Source organism: Actinomadura violacea, from assembly GCF_017573465.1.
In the GTDB taxonomy this organism is placed as follows: Bacteria; Actinomycetota; Actinomycetes; order Streptosporangiales; family Streptosporangiaceae; genus Spirillospora; species Spirillospora violacea.
In genome coordinates this window covers 394,473-415,531 of the sequence record NZ_JAGEPF010000004.1, presented here as the reverse complement: position 1 = coordinate 415,531, position 21,059 = coordinate 394,473, and the positions used below count along the sequence as shown (strand labels likewise).

Genomic DNA, 21,059 nt, shown 5'->3' with positions numbered 1-21,059 from the left:
CGCGCCCGACCCGATCCTGGTCTGCACCGCTCCCATCGTCCTCTTCGCCCCCCGGGAGAAGTCCATGGTCCGTTCCCGCTCCGCCGTCCCGGCCGCCGCGCTGGCCGCCGCGGCGGCCCTGCTCGCCGCCGGCTGCACCACCTCGTCGGGCCCGTCCGGGGGCGGCGGAGGCCCGTTCCGGTACGCGGTGACCTCCGACGCCAACACCTTCGACCCGGCGCTCGGCACCGCCGCCACCGACTACTCCTTCGCCCGCATGCAGTTCGGCAACCTCGTCTACCGGGACGCCGACCAGTCGGTCGTCCCCGGGCTGGCGGAGAAGTGGACCGCGAAGCCGGACTCGGCGACCTTCACCCTCCGCGACGGCCTGACCTGCTCGGACGGCAAGCCGCTGAGCGCCACGGATGTCGCCGCGTCGCTGCGCCGGTGGGCCGACCCGAAGACCGGCGCCGCCGGGACGGGGCTGGCGTTCGGCCCCGGCGCGAAGGTCACCGTGGCGTCCGACGACGCGGCCCGCACGGTCACCGTCAAGCTGGCGAAGCCGTGGTCGGACCTGGTGCCCGCCATGTCGATGACCAACGCGGGCATCGTCTGCCCGCCGGGGCTCAAGGACCCCAAGGCGCTCGGCCAGGGACCGGTCAAGGGCGCGGGCACCGGCCCTTACACGCTGACGGACGCGCAGCGCGGCCGGCAGTACACCTTCGAGCTCCGCGACGGCTACAACGCGTTCGCCGCCTACCGGAAGGCGAAGGCGCCCGCCGGTGAGCGCCCGTCCACGGTGCGGCTGTCGATCGTGTCGAACGAGAGCACCGCGGCCAACCAGCTCAGCACCGGCGAGCTGGACTACGCGGCGTTCACCGGCCCCGACGCGGCGCGGTTCGCCGGCGGCGGCCACCACGTCCACGTCCAGCCGCTGCTGCGGATGTTCGCCGTGTTCAACGAGCGCAAGGGGCACCCCGGCGCCGATCCGGGGTTCCGCAAGGCGGTCGCGCAGGCCCTCGACCCCGCCGCCTTCAACAAGGTCTACGGCGGCAAGGGCGAGGTGATGAAGAGCTGGAGCGACAGCACCAGCCAGTGCGCGAACACCGACGGCTCCATCGTCACCAAGACCGACCAGGCGGCGGCGAAGAAGGCGCTGAACGGCGCCTCCATCAAGCTCAGCGGGACGAACGGGGTCGCCGGCGGGTCCGGCAACACCTACGTGCAGGAGGCCCTGCGCGCCGCCGGCGCCAAGGTCGCCCTGCGCAACGTCGACAACGCCACCTGGGCGTCCGACGTCCTGGCCAACAAGGGCGACTGGGACGTCACCGTGATGGCGCACCTGAACTTCCAGGGGACGCTCACCGCCGGCGCGATCCTGCTCACCGGCCCGAACCCGCCCGAGGGCCGCAACTTCGGCGGGATCCGCAACGCCGGGTTCGACGCGGGGTTCGCCAAGGCGATGTCCACCACCGACGACGCCGGCAAGTGCGCCGCGTGGGGCGAGGCGCAGAAGGCCCTGCTGCAGCGGGACGACGTGGTGCCGCTGTCGACCGTGCCGGTCGCGTTCGTGCTCGGCAAGAACGCCGACGCGGTCGTCACCGCCGGTGCCGTCGACCCGACCTCGTTCCGGGTGAAGGGCTGATGACGGCCGCCGTGCAGGAGGCCCCGGCCCCGCCGCCGGTGAAGGCCGGAAGCCGCGTCCGGAACCCGTGGATCGGGTTCCTGCTGCGCCGCCTGGCCGGGCTCGCCGGCGTGCTCGCCGCCCTCGTCGTCGTGACGTTCCTGATGGTGCAGCTGATCCCGGGCGATCCGGCGCGCGCGCTGGCCGGGACGGACGCGACCGGCGCGCAGGTGGAGCGGTTCCGGCACGAGCTGGGCCTCGACCGGCCGCTGCCCGCGCAGTTCGGCTCGTACGTCTCCGGCCTTCTGCACGGCGACCTCGGGACGTCGTTCCAGACCCGCGAACCGGTCGCGGACGTGATCGGCGGGCGGCTGCCGTTCACCGCCGAGCTGGCGCTCCTGGCGATCGTCCTCGTCCTCGCTCTCGCGATACCGCTCGGGATGGCGGTGGCCGTCGCGACGCGCGGCGGGCGGCGGCGCCGGCTGGACGCGGCGTTCACCTTCGGGACCGGGCTGCTCGGCGCGACCCCCGAGTACGTGCTCGGGACGCTGCTCGTCCTGGTCTTCGCGATCACGCTGCGGCTGCTGCCCGCCGCCGGCGCGTCCAGCCTTTCGGCGCTGGTCCTGCCGGTGGTGGCGGTGGCGCTGCCGTCGACCTGCGTGCTGGCGCGGATCGTCCGGCGGGAGACCGCGGTGGTGCTGAACCAGGACTACATGCGCACCGCGCGGGGCCGCCGCCTCCCGCCGCTCGCCCTGTACGCGCGGCACGCGCTGCCGAACCTGCTGACCAGCACCCTCACCATGGGCGGGCTCATGCTCACCGCGATGCTCGGCGGCACGATCATCGTGGAGAGCGTGTTCGCCTGGCCCGGCCTCGGCAGCCGCGTCGTGCAGGCGATCATCAACCGCGACTACCCGGTCATCCAGGGCACCGTGCTGGTCCTCGGCATCCTCGCCGCCCTGCTCAACCTGCTCATCGACGTGCTGCTCGGGCTGCTCGACCCGCGCACGCTGACCGCGAGGAGCACCTCATGATCCGCTCGTCCCGGGGCCTGGCCGCCGGGCTCGCCGGGCTCGGCCTGATCGCCGTGCTCGCCGTCGCCGCCCCGCTGGTCTGGGGCGGGGACGCGGCGCACCTGTCCGGCGCGGCCCGCGAGGGCGCGTCCGGCGCGCACTGGCTCGGCACCGACGCGCTCGGCCGCGACGTGCTGGCCCGCACCCTCGTCGCCACCCGCCTCACCCTCGTCATGACGCTGTCCGCCACCGCGATCGCCGGGACGATCGGCATCCTGCTCGGCACCGCCGTGTGGGTCGCGGGCCCGCGCGTGCGGGAGGCGGGGCTGCGGCTCATCGACGTGATGGTGTCCTACCCGGCCGTCATCCTCGCGCTGGCGGTCGCGGCGATCCTCGGCGCGGGGACCGCCGCGGCCGTCGTCGCGATCGGCGTCGCGTGGAGCCCGGCGTTCGCGCGGCTCACCGCCAACCTCGCCGCCTCCGTCGCCGGCCGCGACTTCGTCGCCGCCGCGCGGCTGCTCGGCGTCCCGCCGCACCGGGTCCTCGTCCGGCACCTGCTGCCGAACATCGCCGAGCCGCTGCTGGTGCTGCTGTCGGTCGCGTTCGCCGGGACCCTGACGGCGCTGTCGGGACTGTCGTTCATCGGGCTCGGCGTGCAGGCGCCGTCCTACGACTGGGGCGCGCTGCTCAACACCGGCCTCGACGCGCTCTACACCAACCCGGCGGAGGCGCTCGGCCCGGCGGTCGCGATCACGCTGACCGGCGTGCTGGCGAGCTTCGTCGGCGACGGCCTCGCCGCGGGCGCCGACCCGCACCGCATCGGGATCTCCGGGCGGCTGAAGAAGGCGCCCGTCCCGGTCGCCGCGCCGGCCGCGGACGACGGCGAGGCGCTGCTCACGGTGGCCGGCCTGCGTGTCTCCGCCGGGGGCGTCGACCTGGTGGACGGCGTGTCGTTCACCGTCCGGCCCGGCGAGATCGTCGGCGTCGTCGGGGAGTCCGGCTCGGGCAAGAGCCTGACCGCGATGGCCGTCGCGCGGCTGCTGCCCGACACCGTCACCGCCGACGCCGGCGCGCTCCGGCTGGACGACCTGGACCTGCTCGCCGGCGCCGCGCCCGACCGGCTCGCGACCGAGATCGGCGTCGTCTACCAGGACCCGGCCGCGTCGTTCAACCCGGCGCTGCGCCTCGGCGGGCAGCTCACCGAGGTGCTGCGCCGGCACCGCGGACTCGACCGCCGCGCCGCCCGGACGAAGGCCGCCGAGGCGCTGGCGGCGGTCCGGATCACCCGGCCGGAGGCGCGGCTGCGCCGGCACCCGCACGAGCTGTCCGGGGGGATGCGCCAGCGCGCGATGATCGCGTCGGCGCTGCTCACCGGGCCGCGGCTGCTGATCGCCGACGAGCCGACCACGGCGCTCGACGTCACCGTGCAGGCCGAGATCCTCGACCTGCTCCGCGAGGCCAACCGCCGCGACGGCACCGCGATGCTGTTCATCTCGCACGACATCGGCGTCATCGCGTCGCTGTGCCACCGGGTCCTGGTCATGTACGCGGGGCGGATCGTCGAGGAGTTGCCGGTCGGCGACCTCGTCGCCGGACGCTCCCGCCACCCCTACACCCGGGCGCTGCTCGACGCTACGCCGCGCGTTGATGCCGAGGGCGACGGGGAGCTGACCACGATCCCCGGCCGTCCGCCCGCGCCCGCGGACCGCGCGGCCGGGTGCGCGTTCGCGTCCCGCTGCGCGCTCGCCATGCCGAAGTGCACCGAGGAACCGCCCGCCGCGATATCCCTGGGCGCCGACCACCGCGCGGCCTGCCACGCGCTCGACCAGAAGGTGGAGGAGAACGCCTCATGACCCTCCCCGCCGAGAAGGCCGCCGCCGCGGAACCGGCCGCGGGCAAGCTCGCCGCCGAGCACGTCACCGTCGTGTTCGGGCACGGGCGCCGCGCCGCCACCGTCCTGGACGATGTGAGCCTCGCCGTCCCCGAGGGGACCACCGTCGGGCTCGTCGGCGAGTCCGGATCGGGCAAGTCGACGCTCGCCAAGGCCATGGTCGGGCTCGTCCGCCCCCGCTCGGGCCGCATCCTCCTTGACGGTGCGCAGGTCTCGGGCCTGCGCGGCGCCCGGCTCACCGCCGCCCGCCGCCGCGTCCAGCTGGTCTCGCAGGACCCGAACTCCTCCCTCGACCCCCGGATGCGGATCGGCCGCGCGCTCGCCGAGGCGATCGACCCGCGCCGCGCCGACCCCCGCGCGCACGCCGAGCAGATCGCCGCCGGGCTGGAGATGGTCGCGCTCGAACCGGACGCCGCGCGCCGCTACCCGCACGAGTTCTCCGGCGGGCAGCGGCAGCGGATCGCGATCGCCCGCGCGCTCGTCGCCCGCCCCGAGGTCATCGTCGCCGACGAGATCACCTCCGCGCTGGACTGCTCCGTCCAGGCCGAGGTGCTGAACCTGCTCGCCCGGCTGCGCGCCGAGCTGCGCCTCACGATGCTGTTCATCTCGCACGACCTCGCCGTCGTCCGGCACGTCAGCGACTCCGTCGCGGTCATGCACCGCGGCGTGATCGTCGAGCGCGGCGACATCTACGCCGCCCCCGCCCACCCCTACACCCGACGGCTGCTCGCGAGCGCGCCGTCGCTGCCGCCGAAGGAGACCAGGTGACCGGCCGCGCCGCGGAGCTGACCCGCGAGACCCTCAGCGATTACGGCGAGCACGCCGCCGGCCTGGGCGAGCTGTACCGCGACCTGCACGCCCATCCGGAGCCGTCCTGGCAGGAGCACCGCACCGCCGGGATCGTCGCCGCCCGGCTGCACGCCGCCGGGTTCAAGGTCACCGAGGGCGTCGGCGGCACCGGCCTCGCCGGCGTCCTGCGCAACGGGGACGGCCCGGTCGTGCTGCTGCGCGCCGACATGGACGCGCTGCCCGTCACCGAGCGGACCGGCCTGCCCTACGCCAGCGCCGTCCCCGGCGTCATGCACGCCTGCGGGCACGACGTGCACACCACCTGCCTGATCGCCGCCGCCGAGGCGCTCGCCCGGCGGACCGCGCTCTGGTCGGGGACGCTGCTGGCCGTCGCGCAGCCCGCCGAGGAGCTCGGCGAGGGCGCGCTCGCGATGGTGCGGGACCCGGCGTGGCGGGAGCTGCCGCGCCCGGACGCGGTGCTCGGCCAGCACGTCGGCCCGTTCCCCGCCGGGTCGATCATCCACCGGCCGGGGCTGATCATGTCCGCGGCGACGACCGTGGACGTGCGGATCTTCGGCCGGGGCGGGCACGGATCCTCGCCCGAGACCTGCGTCGACCCGATCGTCACCGCCGCGCACCTGGTCACCCGGCTGCAGACGATCGTGTCGCGGGAGGTGTCGCCGCGCGAGTCCGTCGTCGTCACCGCCGGGATGCTCCGCGCCGGCACGAAGGCCAACGTGATCCCGGACGAGGCGCACGTGGCGCTGAACTTCCGCACCCAGTCCCCGCGGGTCCGCGACCAGGTGCTCGCCGCGATCCGCCGCATCGCCGAGGCCGAGTGCGCCGCGTCCGGCTGCCCCCGGCCGCCCGAGCTGGCCGTCTCCGGCGACTTCCCGCTGACCGTGAACGACGCCGCGGCCGACGCCCGCGTGTCCGCCGTGCACGCCGAGCTGTTCGGCGCGGAGGCCGTGATCGAGCACGGTCCGCTGATGGGCAGCGAGGACTTCTCCGTCTTCGGCTTCGCCGAGCACAACGGCGGCACGGCCGTCCCGTCCGACTTCTGGTTCTTCGGCGGGACGTCGCCGCAGGCCTGGGCGGACGCGCCGGGGGAGAGCCCCGAGGAGAAGCTGGCGACGATCCCGGGCAACCACAGCTCGCAGTTCGCGCCCGACGCCGAGGCGTCCGTGCAGGCGGGCACGACGGCGCTCACCGGCGCGGCGCTGGCGTACCTGTCATGACGGCCGACCTCGTCCTGCGCGGCCGGATCATCACCATGGACGACGCCCGGCCCACCGCCGGCGCGCTGGCGGTGCGCGGCGACCGCGTCCTCGCCCTCGGCGACGACCTCGCCGAACTCGCCGGCCTGTGCGGCCCCGGTACCCGCGTCGTGGACGTGGACGGCTGTGTCCTGCCGGGATTCGTCGAGGCGCACGGCCATTTCCTGGGCGACGCGACCGTGCAGAGCCCCGCGCTGGTCGACATCCGGCCGGTCGTCCTGGACACCGCGGACGAAGTGCTCGCCGCGATCCGGGAAGCCGTCGCCACGCGTCCGGTGACGGTGTGCAACGGCTGGGAGCCGCTCCTGCAGAAAGGGCTACCGGAACCGACCCTTTCCTGGCTGGACGAGCTGGCACCCACCACTCCGCTGATCATCATGCACAATTCCGGTCACGCGGTGTTCTTCAATTCCGTGGCCATGCGCCAGGCCGGACTGACCCCGACCACACCGGATCCGCCCGGCGGGCGGTTCAGCCGCGACGCGGCCAGCGAACTGGCCGGCGCCGCGTACGAGCCCGCCGCGATCTCCATGGTCACGCGGCATCTGAGCGAGGGCGTCACCGACGTAGCGCCGGCCCTCCTGGCGGAGAGCGCGAGGGTGAACGCGCGCGGCGTGACGATGATGAGCGAAATGGCCTTCGACCCCCAGGCCCGGCCGCTGCTGGAGAACGTCCCGCTTACCACACGGCTCCGCCTCTATGAGGTGTCAACGTCCGCGCTGCGAAGCGATGCCGCACCCGGCATGGGCGACGACATGATCCGCCAGATCGGCATCAAAACGTGGGCGGACGGCTCGCCTTGGACGGGCAATCTCGCCGCGTCATTCCCGTACTTGTCGACCGGTGAACGTCATGCCCCGAATTACAGCGACGAAGAACTGCTGGAGATTTCGCGGGCCTATTACGCGGAGGGCTGGCAGCTCGCCTGCCACGCCAACGGCGACGACGCCGTCCAGCAGGTCCTCGACGTCTGGGAGGAGATGCTCGGCGGCCGGCGCGACGACCGGCGCCTGCGCATCGAGCACGCCAGCTCGATGCGGCCCGAGCAGTTCCGGCGCGCGCACGCGCTCGGCGTCACGTGCAGCCTCTTCCCCGACCACATCTACTACTGGGGCGAGGTGCTGGACGAGCTGTTCGGCCCGGACGTCGCCGGACGCTGGGCGCCGATCGGCACCGCCCTGAGCACCGGGATGCGCGTCTCGCTGCACAACGACTCGCCCGTCACCCCGGCGAACCCGCTGCACAACATCGCGGTCGCCGCGACCCGCACGTCCCGGCGGGGCCGCGCGTACGGGACAGCGGAGCGGATCGGGGTGCTGCAGGCCCTGCGGGCCCAGACGATCGACGCCGCCTGGCAGCTGCACGCCGACGACGTCACGGGGTCGCTAACGCCCGGCAAGTACGCCGACATCGCCGTGGTCTCCGCCGACCCCACGCGCATCCCGCCGGAGGAGATCGAGAACCTGACGGTCGACGCGACGTTCCTGGCCGGTCGCCAGGTCCACGGCGACCCCCTCGAATGAGGGCGGCCGGAGTAGATTGCGCGGCATGAGCGGGTACCGCACGACGACCGTCGCCGTCCCCGGCGGGGACCTCACCGTGGGCGTCTGGGGCGAGGGGACGCCGTCCGTGCTCGCCGTCCACGGCATCACCGGGTCGCACCTGGCGTGGGGGCCGGTCGCCGCCCGGTTCGCCGCCGCCGGCGGGACCCTCGCGGCCGTCGACCTGCGCGGACGGGGCCGCAGCGGCGAGCTGCCCGGGCCCTACGGCATGGCCGCGCACGCCCGTGACTGCGCGGCCGTCCTCGACGCGCTCGGCATGGATCGGGCGGTCGTCGCCGGGCACTCGATGGGCGGGTTCGTCTCGCTGGTCCTCGGCGACCTGCACCCGGAGCGGGTGGCGCGCATCCTGCTGGTCGACGGCGGCCCGCCGCTGCCCGTCGCGCCGGGCAGGACCCCGCAGGAGCAGGTCGCGGACACGATCGGCCCGGCCGCCGCGCGGCTGCGGATGCGGTTCGCCGACCTGGAGGCCAACCGCGACTTCTGGCGCGCGCATCCGGCCTTCACGGCCTGGACGCCCGCGATCGAGGACTACGTCGACTACGACATGACCGGCGAGGAGCCGGAGCTGCGCAGCCGGGTGTCGCTGGACGCGGTCACCGCCGACTCCGCCGACCTGCTCACCGGGGACGCGCTCGCCGGCGCCTGGCGGCGGCTGCGCCGGCCCACCGCGATGCTGCGCGCCGGGCGCGGCATGCTCGGCGGTCCCACGCCGCTGTACCCCGATCTCGCGCCGATCGCCGAGCGGATCCCGGTCCGCACGATCGACGACGCCAACCACTACACGATCGTGCTCGCCGACGCCCCGGCCGCCGAGGTCGCCGCGGCCCTGGCCGCATCCGGCTGACCCGTCCCGCCGCACCCCTGACATACCGACTGGTCGGTATTAGGCTCTCGGTGATCGCGGGCATCGCGGGGCCGACGCCGCGCCCCGCCGTCGAGGGAAGGTGCGAATGACGGAACTGCACGAGCTCAGCGCGCTCGACCAGGCCGCGGCGGTGCGGGCGGGCGAGGTCGCCCCCGCCGAGCTGGTCCGCCACTACCTGGCGCGCATCGAGCGCCTCAACGAACGCTACGGCGCCTTCGTCACCGTCACCGCGGACCGGGCGATCGCGCAGGCCGAGGCGCTGACCGGGGCCGCGGCGGCGGACGAGCACGCGGCACCGCTGGCCGGGGTGCCCACCGCGATCAAGGACCTGACGCCGACCGCCGGAATCCCGACCGCCTACGGCTCGCGGGCCTACGCGGACAACGTCCCCGAGCGGGACGCGCACGTCGTCGAGCTGCTGCGACGCGGCGGCATGATCAGCCTGGGCAAGACCAACACCCCCGAGTTCGGGCTCTGCTGCTACACCGACAACGACCTCATCGGCCCGGCGCGCAACCCGTGGGACCGCGCGCGGGGAGCCGGCGGCTCCAGCGGCGGCGCGGCGGCCGCCGTGGCGCTCGGCCTCGTGCCCGTCGCGCACGGCAGCGACGGCGGCGGCTCCATCCGGATCCCCGCGAGCTCCTGTGGCCTCTTCGGGCTCAAGACGTCCCGGGGCCGGATCAGCACCGGCCCGGACGGCGCCGACGTGAGCGGCCTCGCCGTCCAGGGCCCGCTGGCGCGCACCGTCCGGGACGCCGCCGCGATGCTCGACCTGATGGCCGTGCCGATGCCCGGCGACCCGCACTGGGCCCCGCACCTCCCGGACGGCGAGACCTTCCTCGGCCACGCCGGCCGCGAGCCCGGGCGGCTGCGCATCGGCCGCTACGCCGAGCCCGCCGCGCCCGGTGTCGACGTCGATCCGGCTTGCGTCGAAGCGTGGGAGCACGCGTCACGCGTGCTGGAAGGGCTCGGCCACGAGGTCGAGGACATCCCCACGCCGTTCGGTCCCGTGGTCTCCGATCTCTTCATCACCGTCTGGGGTGTGCAGTCGCTCGGGTACGCCGTCGCGGCGGACGCGGAGGAGTCGCTGCGCCCGGTGACCCGGTCCTGGCGCGCGTACGGCCGCGGCATCGACGGCGCCGCCTTCGCCGCCGCGATCGGCGGAATGCAGCGCGCCGCCCGCGCCTCCATCGAGGCGACGGCCCGCTACGACGCCGTCCTGACGCCCACGCTGGCCGCGCCGCCGCAGCCGGTCGAGTTCTTCGACGAGAAGGACACCGAGCCGCTCGACAACCTTCGCCGGCAGAGCGCGTTCAGCGCGTTCACCAGCGTCTACAACATGACCGGCCAGCCCGTCGCCAACCTGCCGCTGCACCGCGCCGAAGGCGGGCTGCCGGTCGGCGTGAGCCTTGTCGGCCGGCCCGCCGGGGAGGCCGCGCTCCTCGCGCTCTGCGCCCAGATCGAGGCGGCCGACCCGTGGATCGGTCACCGCCCGCCCGAGTGGTGAGCCCGCGGGCCTGACGCGTCCGCCGCGGGCCGTCAGACGGGCAGCCGCCCCCACACCTCGTCGAGCGCCAGCCGCAGGGCGCCGGTGAGGACGGTGTCCTCGGCGAGGCCGGAGAACTCCACGGCGGGCGGGGTGAGCGTCAGCCCCTCCAGGTGCCGGGTGATGGCCGTCAGCAGGACGGATCCGGCGCGGGCGACGCCGCCGCCGATCACGACGGCGTCCGGGGCGAGGACGAGCACGGCCGGGGCGATGGCGTGCGCGAAGGCCGCCGCCACCGCGTCGACGACCTCGACGGCCGCCTCGTCGCCGCCGGCGGCCGCGGTGAAGACGGCCGGCGCGTCGAGCCGCCCGCTCCGCAGGGCGCTCCCGGGACGGTCCCGGGCCGCCCGGCGCGCCCGCTCGGTGATCGCCTCGGCGCCGACGGCCCGCTCCAGGGGGCCGCGGCCGTCGCCGGTGTCCGGGAATTCGCCGGGCGGCCGGATGAAGCCGATCTCGCCCGCGGCCCCGGTGCCGCGGTGCAGGCGCCCGTCGATCACCACGCCCGCGCCGAGCCGCTCGCCCCACTGCACGGCGAGCAGGGTGCCCGCCCCGCTGCGCTCCCCGGCGACGGCCAGCGCCGCGAGGTTCGCGTCGTTCTCGACCCGGACCGGGCAGCCGAAGCGGCCGCGCAGGTGCTCCGACAGGTTCACCGCCGTCCAGCCCGGCACGCTGGGCGCCAGCAGGATCCGGCCGGACGCGGGGTCGACGATCCCGGGCGTGGCGACGACGACCGCGGCGATCTCGTCGGCGCCGAGCGCGGCCTCGGCGAGGGCCCGGCCGACCGCCTCGTCGACGACGCCCAGCAGCCGTCCGGCCCCGGTGTCGCCGACGGGGAGGCGGACCGCGGCGAGGCGGTGCGCGGCGAGGTCGTCAATGCCGGTGCTGACGGTGTGCGGGCCGACGTCCAGGCCGAGCACGGGGGCGGCGCGGCCGCGCAGCGAGACCCGGACCGCGGGGCGGCCGCCCTGCGGGGACGTCGCGGCCGGGTCGTGCTGCTGCAGCCACCCGGCTCCGACCAGGTCGTCCACGGCCTGGCCCACGGTGGGGCGGGTGAGGCCGGTCAGCCGGACCAGTTCGGCCAGCCGCACCGGCTCGGGCGCGCAGCCGCGGACCGCGCGCAGCACCGCGGCGGTGTTGAGGCGGCGCAGCACCGGGGTGCCGACCGCGCGTTCCTCTGCCATCGCCCCTCCGAAAGATCGTCCGGACCCCTTGACCGGACGGTCCCGCGCACTGATTATGAACTTCGTCCCGGTATTTCAAGGACTTTAACAAACCCCCGCGCGGTGGAGGTTCCGCCATGGTGTTGGGCCCGCGACCGGACAGACGACAGACGAGACCACGGGGAAGACGACACGCCGCCGGGGCTCGGCCCCGGGCGCTCCTCATCGCGATGGCGGCGGCACTGGTGGTGCCGTTCGCCGCGGCGGCGCCACCTGCGGCCGCCAAGACGGCTCCGGCGAAAGCGGCGCAGACAGGTCCCGCCGCTCAGGTGCTTGAGCGGATCCTCGGCCGGCAACGGGCCGCCCAGGTCACCCTGCAGACGATCGGCAAGGGCACCGGCGCCGACCGGTTCCGCATCTCCGGCTCCGGCGGCCGGCTGGTGATCGCCGGGACGTCCCCGGCCGTCCAGCTCACCGGCTTCGGCTGGTACCTGCGCAAGGTCGCGCACGCCGACTACGCGATCGGCGGCGCGCAGCTCGACCTGCCCGCGCGGCTCCCGCTGCCGTCCGCGCCGATCGAGGAGGACGCCTCGGTCGCGCACCGGTTCGCGCTCAACGACACCAACGAGGGCTACGCCGGCGCGTACCTGAGCTGGGACGAGTGGCAGCGCCGCATCGACGCGCTCGCCCTGCACGGCGTCAACGAGGTGCTGGTGTACGAGGGCCAGGAGGCCGTCTACGAGCGCGCCTTCCAGCGGTTCGGCTACAGCGCCGCGGACATGCGCAAGTGGATCCCGCAGCCGGCGCACCAGGCGTGGTGGCTGCTGCAGAACATGTGCTGCACCGGCTCGCCGATCTCCCAGCAGCTGATCGACCGGCGCGCGGCGCTCGCCCGGCGCATCGTCGACCGGCTCCGCGAACTCGGCATCACGCCCGTCCTGCCCGGCTACTACGGGACGGTCCCGACGGACTTCGAGACCCGCAACCCGGGCGCCAACACCGTCCCGCAGGGAACGTGGAACGGTCTAGAGCGCCCCGACTGGCTCGACCCGACCGGGCCCGAGTTCGGGAAGGTCGCGGCGGCGTTCTACCAGGCGCAGACCCAGCTGTACGGGCAGAGCACCATGTACAAGATGGACCTGTTGCACGAGGGCGGGAAGGCCGGATCGGTGCCGGTCGGCGCGGCGTCCAAGGCCGTCCAGGACGCGCTCGAAGCCGCGCACCCGGGCTCCACCTGGGTGATCCTCGGCTGGCAGAGCAATCCCCGCAAGGAGACTCTGGAGGCCGTCGACCGGTCGCGGATGTTCATCGTGGACGGCCTCACCGAGCAGCCGAGCGTCACCGACCGCGAGAAGGACTTCCTCGGCACGCAGTACGCGTTCGGCACGATCTGGAACTTCGGCGGCCACCAGAACATCGGCGCCGGGCTCACCGTGTGGAACGAGAAGTTCCACGCCATGCGCACCAAACCGGGCAGCGCGCTGAACGGCATCGCGCTGATGCCCGAGGCCATCGACAACAACCCGGCCGCGACGGCGTTCTTCACCGACATGCCGTGGGAGGACGCGCCGGTCGACATGGACGCATGGCTCGCCGAGTACGCCGCGGCCCGCTACGGCGCCGCCGACCCGCACGCCGTCGCCGCCTGGAAGATCATCGGACGCACCGCCTACGCGTGGCCGGCGGGCAAGGACACCCGGCACGTCACCGCCCTGTTCGACGACCAGCCGAGCCTGACCGACACCGGGACGCCCCTCCAGTACGACCCGGCGGAGTTCGAGCAGGCGCTGCGCGAGCTTCTGCAGGTCGACCCGCGGCTACGGCACTCCGGCGCGTACCGCTACGACCTCGTGGACGTCGCCCGGCAGGTCCTCGCCAACCGCAGCCGGGCGCTGCTGCCGAAGATCCGCGCCGCCTACGAGGACGGCGACCAGGCCGCCTTCGAGCGGCTGACGGGCCGGTGGACGTCGGAGATCGGGCTCATGGACCGGGTCCTCGGCACCGACCCGAACTTCCTGCTCGGCACCTGGCAGAGCGAGGCGGCCCGGCAGGCCGCGGACCGCAAGGAGGCCGCGGCCCTCGACTACGACCTCAAGTCGCTCGTCACGCTGTGGCAGACCGAGAGCCCGGGACTGCAGGACTACGCGCGCCGCGAGGTCAACGGCCTGGTCGGCGGCTACTACGCCGAGCGCTGGACGATGTTCTTCGACGAGCTGAAGCGCGCGATGCGCACCGGCGCCCAGCCGAAGCAGATCGACTGGCGGGCCGTCGCGGAGAGCTGGGCCCACGCGGGCACCCGCTACGCGGACCGTCCGCACGGCGACGCCTACCAGCTGGCGGCGCGGGTCGCGGAGGAGCCCGCCGGTGCGCTGGCCCTCGCGTCCGACCGGAAGGGGATCACGCCGGGCGGCACCGTCCGCGTCACCGCCACCTTCACCAACGAGTCGACACTGAGCGCGGCGGGCGGGGTCCGGTTCACGCTGTCGGCGCCGCGCGGCTACACCGTCCGCCCGGCGGCCGGCTCCGGCGCCCGCGACGTCGGCCCCGGAGGCACCGCCACCTCGACGTGGACGGTGACCGCCCCGCCGGCGCCGAGCCCGGCGCGCTGCCCGGCCTGGACGGCACCGTCTCCTGGCGCAGCGGCAAGGGCGGGTCCGAACGGGCGAGCGCGCACTCCCTGCTCATGGTCGGCGGGAGCACGATCGGCGCGCCCTACAAGACGGCCGCCTCCGCCCCCGCCGAGTACTCGCAGAACGGCGACACGATCGGGATCGCCGCCGGCGGCGAGGACGTCTGGGGCGCCACGAACCAGTTCGCGACCGTCTACCGCGCCGGCGCGCTCACCTCCGGGAACGCGGTCTCCACCAAGGTGATCCGGATGGACGGCGCGTCGCCCTACTCCCGGGCCGGCCTGGTCGCCTCCAACGACCTGGCCAAGGCCGGGACCGGCGGGTACGCCAACATCGCCGTCACGCCCGAGCACGGCTGCGTGTTCTCCTACGACGCCGACGGCGACGGCCGGCTCGACCACGTCACCGAGGTCGGCGGCTTCACCGCGGGCGACGTCCGGGTGCGGCTCGGCAGGGACGGCGACCGCATGACGGGCTCGTGCAGCTCCGACGGCGAGAACTGGAACGTGGTCGGCTCCGGGAAGGTGTCCGGCGCGTCCGGCTCCCAGGACGTCGGCATGTTCGCGAGCGCGGTGAACCGGCACACCGGGCAGGAGGCGATCGCCGTCTTCGGCGGCGGCATCACGGCCGCGTCCGACACCTCGCGCGACGGGTCCGGGGACCAGCTGCAGAGCCTGCGCAAGCCGGTCACGGCGCTGTCGTCGGAGTCCGGGCGGCCGCCGGAGGCCGCCAACGACGGCAGCCGCGCGAACTCGCCGTACTGGGGCGGGCAGCTGACCTACGGCGAGACGTGGTGGCGCGTCGACCTCGGCGCCGTCAACGCGGTGTCGCGCGTCAACGTCCGCAACTACGTCGACGGCACCCGCTACTACACCTACCGGCTGGAGGGCAGCCTCGACGGCGAGCACTGGTCCACCCTCGGCGGCCGCAACGGTCCCGCCCCCGCCACGGACGCGGGCGACACCATGAACACCGAGGCGAAGGCCCGCTACATCCGCGTCGTCGGCCTCGGCAACACCGCCAACTTCACCTTCCACCTCACCGAGGTCAGCGTCTACGGCACCCCCGTCGCGAAGACCTGACCCGGGCCGATCGGACGGCGGGGCACGGGACGGCGAACCGTCCGGTGCCCCGCCGCTCGTCGCTACAGGTAGAGGCCGGTGCCGTGCTCGGGACGCTCGTTGGCGACGGCGTGCAGGTCCCGCTCGCGCATGACGAGGTAGTTCTCGCCCTGTATCTCGACCTCGTACTGGTCGCCGGGGTGGAACAGGACGCGGTCGCCGACCTTGACGGTCCGGACGTGGTGGCCGACCCCGCAGACCTCGCCCCACACCAGCCGGTTGGCCTGCTCGACGGTCGCGGGGATCACGATGCCGGAGGTGCTGCGGCGCTCGCCGGCGTCCTTCTCGACTCTGATCATGACACGGTCGTGCAGCATCTGGACTTCGAACTTCGGGTCGGACACGCTGGAGAGTTTATCCGTCCCCGCGGGTCAGGGCGGCCCACGAGCCCCGGATGATCTCCGGGAGGGCGGATCGCTCCGGCCGCCAGCCGAGTTCGGCGCGGATCGCGGCTGCGTCGCAGACCAGCACCGGCGGCTCCGGCTGCGGCGGGCGGCGCAGCGTCGGCACCGGCCGTCCCGTCACCTCCTGCACCGCCGCGACGACCTCGTGGACCGCCGTCCCGGCGCCGCTGCCGACGTTGTAGACCCGGTCCTCGCCGAGGTCCACCGCCTCCAGGGCGGCCGCGTAGGCGGCGGCGAGATCGTCCACGTGCAGGAACTCGCGGACGGCCCGCCCGTCGCCGTTGATCTCCAGCCGGGGCGCGCGGCCCGCGGCGACCGCGAGCGCCTTCGGGATCAGCCGGGTCTCGTCGGGGTCGGGCCGTCCGTCGACCGAGCCGGCGACGTTGAACGTCCGCAGCACGACCGCGCCGATCGCGCCGGTCCGGGCGTGGTACCGGACGGCCTGCTCGGCGGCCAGCTTCGACGCCCCGTACGGGTTGGACGGCGCGGGCGCCTCGGTCTCGGGGATCGGCTGCCGCTCGGGCGTCCCGTACACGGCGGCGGTCGACCCGAACACCACGCGGGCGCCCTCGGCGGCCCGCAGCACGTTGACGGTGCCCTGCACGTTGGCGGTGAAGAAGCGCAGCGGTTCCTGGAACGATTCGCGGACGCGGGTCAGCGCCGCGAGATGGCACACCCCGTCATACGGCCCGGACGGCAGCGAGCCCGGGTCGAGGACGTCGCCGCGGACGGGCCGCACCCCGTCGGGGAGCGCCGCGTCCCGCCGCGTCAGCCCGTCGACCTCGTGGCCCGCCGCCACCAGCCGCCGCGCGACCGCGTACCCGATGTAGCCCGCCGCCCCCGTCACCAATACGCGCATGGGTCACAGCATCGCCGGAGGCAGGCGGCGGATGCCAACCGGTGCCCGCTTCCGGCCGGAGGACGGTGGAGGGCAGGGAAGGACGGTGGAGGTCAGGGAAGGTCGGTGACGCGCGTGTAGACGCCGGGATAGCCCGGCTTGGCGCAACCGTAGGCCCAGGAGGTGAGGGCGACGACGCGTCCGCCCGCGATCAGCGGGCCGCCGCTGTCGAACTGGCAGGTGTCGGCCTTCGGCGACCCGGCGCACGCCATGTCGGACGCGTCGTAGGACCCGCCGTACGCCTTCTTGCAGGCCGCGTCGCCCGGCAGCGGGACCTGCGCGGAGCGCAGCCGCGTGTTGAACCAGTCCGACTCGGACGTGGTGCCCCATCCGGCCACGACCCCGGACGTCGCGGACCCCGGGGAGCCGAGCGCGACGGTCGGCCGGTCCACGCGCCGCGCCAGGGTGAGCAGGGCCAGGTCGTGGTGGCTGACCGTCTCGCCCTTGAACGAGGTCTCGCTGTACTCCGGGTGCAGCTTCACGGACTTGACCTGCACGCTCTCGCCGCCCTGGCCGGACAGGTCGTCGCGGCCGAAGGTGACGTTCAGCAGGCCGGGCACCCCGCGCAGCACCGACACGCAGTGCCCGGCGGTCAGCAGCTGGTCGGGCTTGATGAGGACGCCGCCGCAGAACTGGCCGGCCGGGCGGACGAAGAACACCGGCGAGCCGACGGCGGCGAGCCACGGGTAGGAGGCGGCGGAGGCGGGCGCGCCGCCGACGACGGCGGACGCGGGGGAGGCGGCGAGGGGCAGGAGGGCGGCGCCGAGGGCGACGGCCGCGAGCGCGGCCGTGCCGGGGACCCGGCCTGGTCTCGCCCGCCGGGTGCGGGCCCGGGGGGCCCGGGCGGCCGCACCCCGCGGCGAGGGGGACGTAAGGGCCATTTCGGCAATCTATGGGATCAAGGGAGAGCGCGCACGCCTTTCCGGCGAGCGGCCCGCTGGGGCAGGGCCCCGGTGGCGCCGGGCTCCTCGTAGCGGGGGAACGTCACCAGCGCGACCAGCGCCAGCACGAACCCGCCCGCGCGCAGCAGGAACGGCAGCGCGTCGCGGGGCCACTCCTCGCCGAACAGGACGGTGCTGCTGACTATGAGGTAGGTGCGGCCGATGACGGTCAGCACGACCGCGACGATCGCGACGCGGCACCGCTGCAGCGCGATCTGCAGCTGCCCGAGCGCGATCGCGGCCAGCCCGAGCGTCAGGTACGGGTACGCCGACTCCAGGACGGCGCGCAGGCTGCCGGTGTCGGCGTACACCAGCGAGATCCCGCGGATGCCGGCCTCGGCGAGCCCCGCGCAGGCGCCCGCGCCGATGCCGTAGGCGACCCCCGCGAGCTTGCGTGCGTGCCGGCCGCCGGCGCGCCGGTCCCCGACCAGCCACACCAGCCCGGCGATGACCACGGCGGGCGCGCAGATCGCCAGCATCGTCCAGGGCGTCCGGAGCGTGCCGAGCAGCGTGGCCTTGGCCTCCGGCGTGCCGTCGCCGGTCGCCGACAGCCCGATCAGCACGGTCGCCAGCACGAACAGCGCGACGCTGGCCCACTCCCGGACGCTGAGCCGCTCGCCGAGGAACCACACGGCGTACCCGACGAGGAACACCAGGCTGACGGCGAAGATCGGCTGCGCGACGGCGAGCGGCATCTGCTGGAACGCCACCACCTCGTAGCCGAGGCCGAGGAACAGCAGCAGCCCGCCGCCCAGCCACACCGGGTCGGTGAGCATGAGCCGGGCGACGCGGAACGGGCGGCTTCCCCTCAGCGGCTCCATCCGGCGCGCGGAGACACGGAAGACGAGGAAGGCGATGTAGTAGACGGTGGTCGCGATCAGAGCGAGGGCGGCGTAACCCAGGTCGTGACCCATCAAGGGACCTCTCGGCGGAGTGCGGGCGGGCGGAACCGGGGTTCCGCGCGCCTGAGAACCGCCGGATGTCCAACATGCCGTCTCCGACTCGGCGTGACAAGCCCGTGACGCTTGACTACTTGATCAATCGTAGTGACGTCCCGTGTCGGACGACAGCCGCGCGACCAGCCCGCGCGGCACCAGCCGGCTGAGCCCCACGATCGCCTTGTACTGCGCGCCGGGCACGCTGACCTGCGTGCCGCGCCGCAGGTCGCGCAGCGCCGCGTCCACGACGTCGGTGTCCCGCAGCCACATGAACTCCGGCAGCCCGGACATGTCCATGTTCGCGCGCTGGTGGAACTCGGTGTGGGTGTAACCGGGGCACAGCGCCATCACCCGGACGCGCCCGCGCGAGCGGCGCCGGATGTCGGCGGCCACGCCCTGGCTGAAGTTGACGACCCACGCCTTGGACGCCCCGTAGGTGCCGCGCGTGGCGAACGCCGCGACCGACGCGACGTTGACGACGCCGCCGCGGCCCCGCTCCAGCATCCCGGGCAGCGCCGCGTGCGTCAGCCGCAGGACGGCCTCGCAGTGCACCCGCAGCATCGTGATCTCGTCCGCCACCGGCACGTCGAGGAACACGCCGTGGTGGCCGAACCCCGCGTTGTTGACCAGCAGGTCGACGTCCTTGCGGACGCGCTCCTCGGCGGCGGCGAGCCCCGCCTCGGTGGCGAGGTCGGCGGTCAGCGTCTCGGCGCGCACCCCGTACCGCTCGCGCAGCCCGGCGGCGGCGCGCTCCAGCCGCTCGGTGTCGCGGGCCAGCAGGACCAGGTCGAACCCGTCGGAGGCGAGGCGGCGCGCGAACGCGGCGCCGATGCCCGCGGTCGCTCCCGTGATGAAGGCGGTCGGCATGCCCCCGAGCCTAGGACCCGGCGGCTACCGGACGGTAGCTCGCCGCACCGTGAAGTGGCGCGGGTCGGGGCGCCGGGTCGCGTTGCGGTAGGCGAAGGTGAAGCCGGGCCAGTTGTTGACGACCTTGCCGTCCGCCGTCATGTACCAACTCTTGCAGCCCGCCTCCCACACCGTGGAGCGCAGCCGCTCCCGCATCTCGCGGGTGAACGCGTCCTGCACGTCCGGTTTGACGTCGATCCAGTCCAGGCCGTGGCGGCGCAGCGCCTCCACGCAGCCCAGCACGTACCGGAACTGCGACTCCAGCATGTAGATGATCGAGTTGTGGCCGAGGTTGGTGTACGGCCCGTACAGCAGGAACAGGTTCGGGAAGCCGCTGACGGTGATGCCGAGGTGCGCCTGCGCGCCGTCCCGCCACGCCTCGTTCAGCTCCCGCCCGTCCCGTCCGACGATCTTCATCGGGGACAGGAAGTCGGTGGACCGGAACCCGGTCGCGTAGACGATCACGTCCGCGTCGTAGTGCTCGCCCGCGGTCGCGACGCCGGACGGCGTGACGCGCTCGATCGGGTCGGTGACCAGGTCCACGTTCGGCCTGCCCAGCGCCGGATAGTAGGTGTCGGACAGCAGGATCCGCTTGCATCCCATCCGGTACCCGGGGACGAGCCGGCCGCGCAGCGCCGGATCGGCGACCTGCTCCTCCAGGTGCTTGCGGAAGCCCTTCTCCATCAGCCCCATCAGCTTCGGGTACTTCACGAAGCCGAGGGCCCGCGACTCGAACATCGCGTAGATCCGCGCGCGGCTCAGCGCGTACGCGCCGGGCACCGCCTTCAGGACCGCCTTCTCCCACGCCCGGTACGGCCGGTCCGGCTTGTCGATCACGTAGGGCGCGGACCGCTGGAACAGCCGCAGCTCCGCCGCCTCCCGCGCGATCTCCGGGACGATCTGGATCGCGCTCGCGCCCGTCCCGACCAGCGCGACCCGCTTGCCGCGCAGGTCGCTGCCGTGGTCCCAGCGGGAGGAGTGGAAGCTCGCGCCGGCGAACGTCTCGCGGCCCTCGACAGGTGGCAGCGCGGGCCGGTTCAGCTGCCCGCACGCCGACACCAGCACCCGCGCGTCCAGCCCGCCGGTCGTCGTGGACACCCGCCACAGCGCCGCGTCCTCGTCGAACCGCGCCTCGGTGACCTCGGTGCCGAACCGGATCGTCTCCAGCACGCCGTACTTGCGGGCGCAGTGCCGCAGGTACTCCAGGATCTCCGGCTGCGGCGGGAACCGGCGCGTCCAGTCCGTCTTGCGCTCGAACGAGAACGAGTACAGGTGGGACGGGACGTCGCAGGCGGCGCCGGGGTAGGTGTTGTCGCGCCAGGTGCCGCCGAGGTCGTCCGCCTTCTCCAGGATCACCACGTCCCGGACGCCGGCCTCCCGCAGCCGGATCGCCATGCCGATCCCGCCGAACCCGCTACCGATGATCACCACGCTGTGCGCCATGGGCCGTCCCGAATCTCGTTCTGTCCCGGTACGTCCGAGCGTAGGTGACCGGAAGGTCACTGACCATACGCC

At 74.3% G+C, this 21,059-nt stretch carries 17 protein-coding genes; 10 read left to right on the top strand and 7 right to left on the bottom strand.

Features of this window, described 5'->3' with window-relative positions; genetic code table 11:
* The first annotated feature begins 64 nt into the window (after nucleotides 1-64).
* The 8 genes from J4709_RS07630 (at nucleotide 65) to J4709_RS07595 (ending at nucleotide 10,507) form a co-directional block, all read left to right on the top strand.
* Nucleotides 65-1,624, top strand: a complete 1,560-nt coding sequence (locus J4709_RS07630; RefSeq protein ID WP_208238453.1) for an ABC transporter substrate-binding protein — start codon at nucleotides 65-67, stop codon at nucleotides 1,622-1,624.
* Complete coding sequence (locus J4709_RS07625; RefSeq protein ID WP_208238451.1) at nucleotides 1,624-2,637, top strand: ABC transporter permease; 1,014 nt, start codon at nucleotides 1,624-1,626, stop codon at nucleotides 2,635-2,637. Before J4709_RS07630 ends, J4709_RS07625 begins: the two co-directional genes overlap by 1 nt.
* On the top strand, nucleotides 2,634-4,469 hold the full coding sequence (locus J4709_RS07620; RefSeq protein WP_208238449.1) for a dipeptide/oligopeptide/nickel ABC transporter permease/ATP-binding protein: 1,836 nt from the start codon (nucleotides 2,634-2,636) through the stop codon (nucleotides 4,467-4,469). Before J4709_RS07625 ends, J4709_RS07620 begins: the two co-directional genes overlap by 4 nt.
* Nucleotides 4,466-5,275 (top strand): ATP-binding cassette domain-containing protein, encoded by an 810-nt coding sequence (locus J4709_RS07615; protein ID WP_208238447.1) that lies wholly within the window; start codon nucleotides 4,466-4,468, stop codon nucleotides 5,273-5,275. Before J4709_RS07620 ends, J4709_RS07615 begins: the two co-directional genes overlap by 4 nt.
* Nucleotides 5,272-6,534, top strand: coding sequence for an amidohydrolase (locus J4709_RS07610; protein WP_208238445.1), 1,263 nt, complete (start codon nucleotides 5,272-5,274; stop codon nucleotides 6,532-6,534). Before J4709_RS07615 ends, J4709_RS07610 begins: the two co-directional genes overlap by 4 nt.
* Nucleotides 6,531-8,096 carry an amidohydrolase gene (locus J4709_RS07605; RefSeq protein WP_208238443.1) on the top strand — a complete coding sequence of 522 codons (1,566 nt, stop codon included), beginning with the start codon at nucleotides 6,531-6,533 and terminating at the stop codon, nucleotides 8,094-8,096. Before J4709_RS07610 ends, J4709_RS07605 begins: the two co-directional genes overlap by 4 nt.
* A 25-nt stretch (nucleotides 8,097-8,121) precedes the next feature.
* Nucleotides 8,122-8,979 (top strand): alpha/beta hydrolase, encoded by an 858-nt coding sequence (locus tag J4709_RS07600; RefSeq protein ID WP_208238442.1) that lies wholly within the window; start codon nucleotides 8,122-8,124, stop codon nucleotides 8,977-8,979.
* Nucleotides 8,980-9,085: 106 nt separating this feature from the next.
* The gene (locus J4709_RS07595; RefSeq protein ID WP_208238439.1) at nucleotides 9,086-10,507 is read left to right on the top strand and encodes an amidase; all 1,422 of its coding nucleotides are present in this window, start codon (nucleotides 9,086-9,088) and stop codon (nucleotides 10,505-10,507) included.
* A gap of 32 nt (nucleotides 10,508-10,539) precedes the next feature.
* Here the strand turns inward: J4709_RS07595 and J4709_RS07590 are convergent, their stop codons facing one another.
* The gene (locus J4709_RS07590; RefSeq protein WP_208238437.1) at nucleotides 10,540-11,727 is read right to left on the bottom strand and encodes an ROK family transcriptional regulator; all 1,188 of its coding nucleotides are present in this window, start codon (nucleotides 11,725-11,727) and stop codon (nucleotides 10,540-10,542) included.
* Nucleotides 11,728-11,936: 209 nt separating this feature from the next.
* Between J4709_RS07590 and J4709_RS07585 the strand changes: the two genes are divergently transcribed.
* Both J4709_RS07585 and J4709_RS55440 read left to right on the top strand, forming a co-directional pair.
* Nucleotides 11,937-14,579 carry an alpha-N-acetylglucosaminidase TIM-barrel domain-containing protein gene (locus tag J4709_RS07585; protein ID WP_208238435.1) on the top strand — a complete coding sequence of 881 codons (2,643 nt, stop codon included), beginning with the start codon at nucleotides 11,937-11,939 and terminating at the stop codon, nucleotides 14,577-14,579.
* Nucleotides 14,580-14,584: 5 nt separating this feature from the next.
* A complete protein-coding gene (locus J4709_RS55440; protein WP_307801062.1) occupies nucleotides 14,585-15,418 on the top strand; it encodes a discoidin domain-containing protein in 834 nt (277 codons plus the stop codon).
* A 62-nt stretch (nucleotides 15,419-15,480) separates the two neighbouring features.
* Here the strand turns inward: J4709_RS55440 and J4709_RS07580 are convergent, their stop codons facing one another.
* From J4709_RS07580 to J4709_RS07555, 6 genes are all read right to left on the bottom strand, one after another.
* Nucleotides 15,481-15,801, bottom strand: coding sequence for a GroES family chaperonin (locus J4709_RS07580; RefSeq protein WP_208238427.1), 321 nt, complete (start codon nucleotides 15,799-15,801; stop codon nucleotides 15,481-15,483).
* A gap of 10 nt (nucleotides 15,802-15,811) precedes the next feature.
* Nucleotides 15,812-16,720 carry an NAD-dependent epimerase/dehydratase family protein gene (locus tag J4709_RS07575; RefSeq protein ID WP_208238425.1) on the bottom strand — a complete coding sequence of 303 codons (909 nt, stop codon included), beginning with the start codon at nucleotides 16,718-16,720 and terminating at the stop codon, nucleotides 15,812-15,814.
* Nucleotides 16,721-16,812: 92 nt separating this feature from the next.
* Entirely contained in the window at nucleotides 16,813-17,640 is an 828-nt protein-coding gene (locus tag J4709_RS07570) for a serine protease (RefSeq protein WP_208238424.1), read from the bottom strand.
* Between the two features lie 17 nt (nucleotides 17,641-17,657).
* Complete coding sequence (locus tag J4709_RS07565) at nucleotides 17,658-18,614, bottom strand: DMT family transporter (protein WP_208238423.1); 957 nt, start codon at nucleotides 18,612-18,614, stop codon at nucleotides 17,658-17,660.
* A gap of 123 nt (nucleotides 18,615-18,737) precedes the next feature.
* Entirely contained in the window at nucleotides 18,738-19,505 is a 768-nt protein-coding gene (locus J4709_RS07560; protein WP_208238420.1) for an SDR family NAD(P)-dependent oxidoreductase, read from the bottom strand.
* Between the two features lie 24 nt (nucleotides 19,506-19,529).
* Complete coding sequence (locus J4709_RS07555; protein ID WP_208238418.1) at nucleotides 19,530-20,987, bottom strand: flavin-containing monooxygenase; 1,458 nt, start codon at nucleotides 20,985-20,987, stop codon at nucleotides 19,530-19,532.
* Nucleotides 20,988-21,059: the final 72 nt, after the last annotated feature.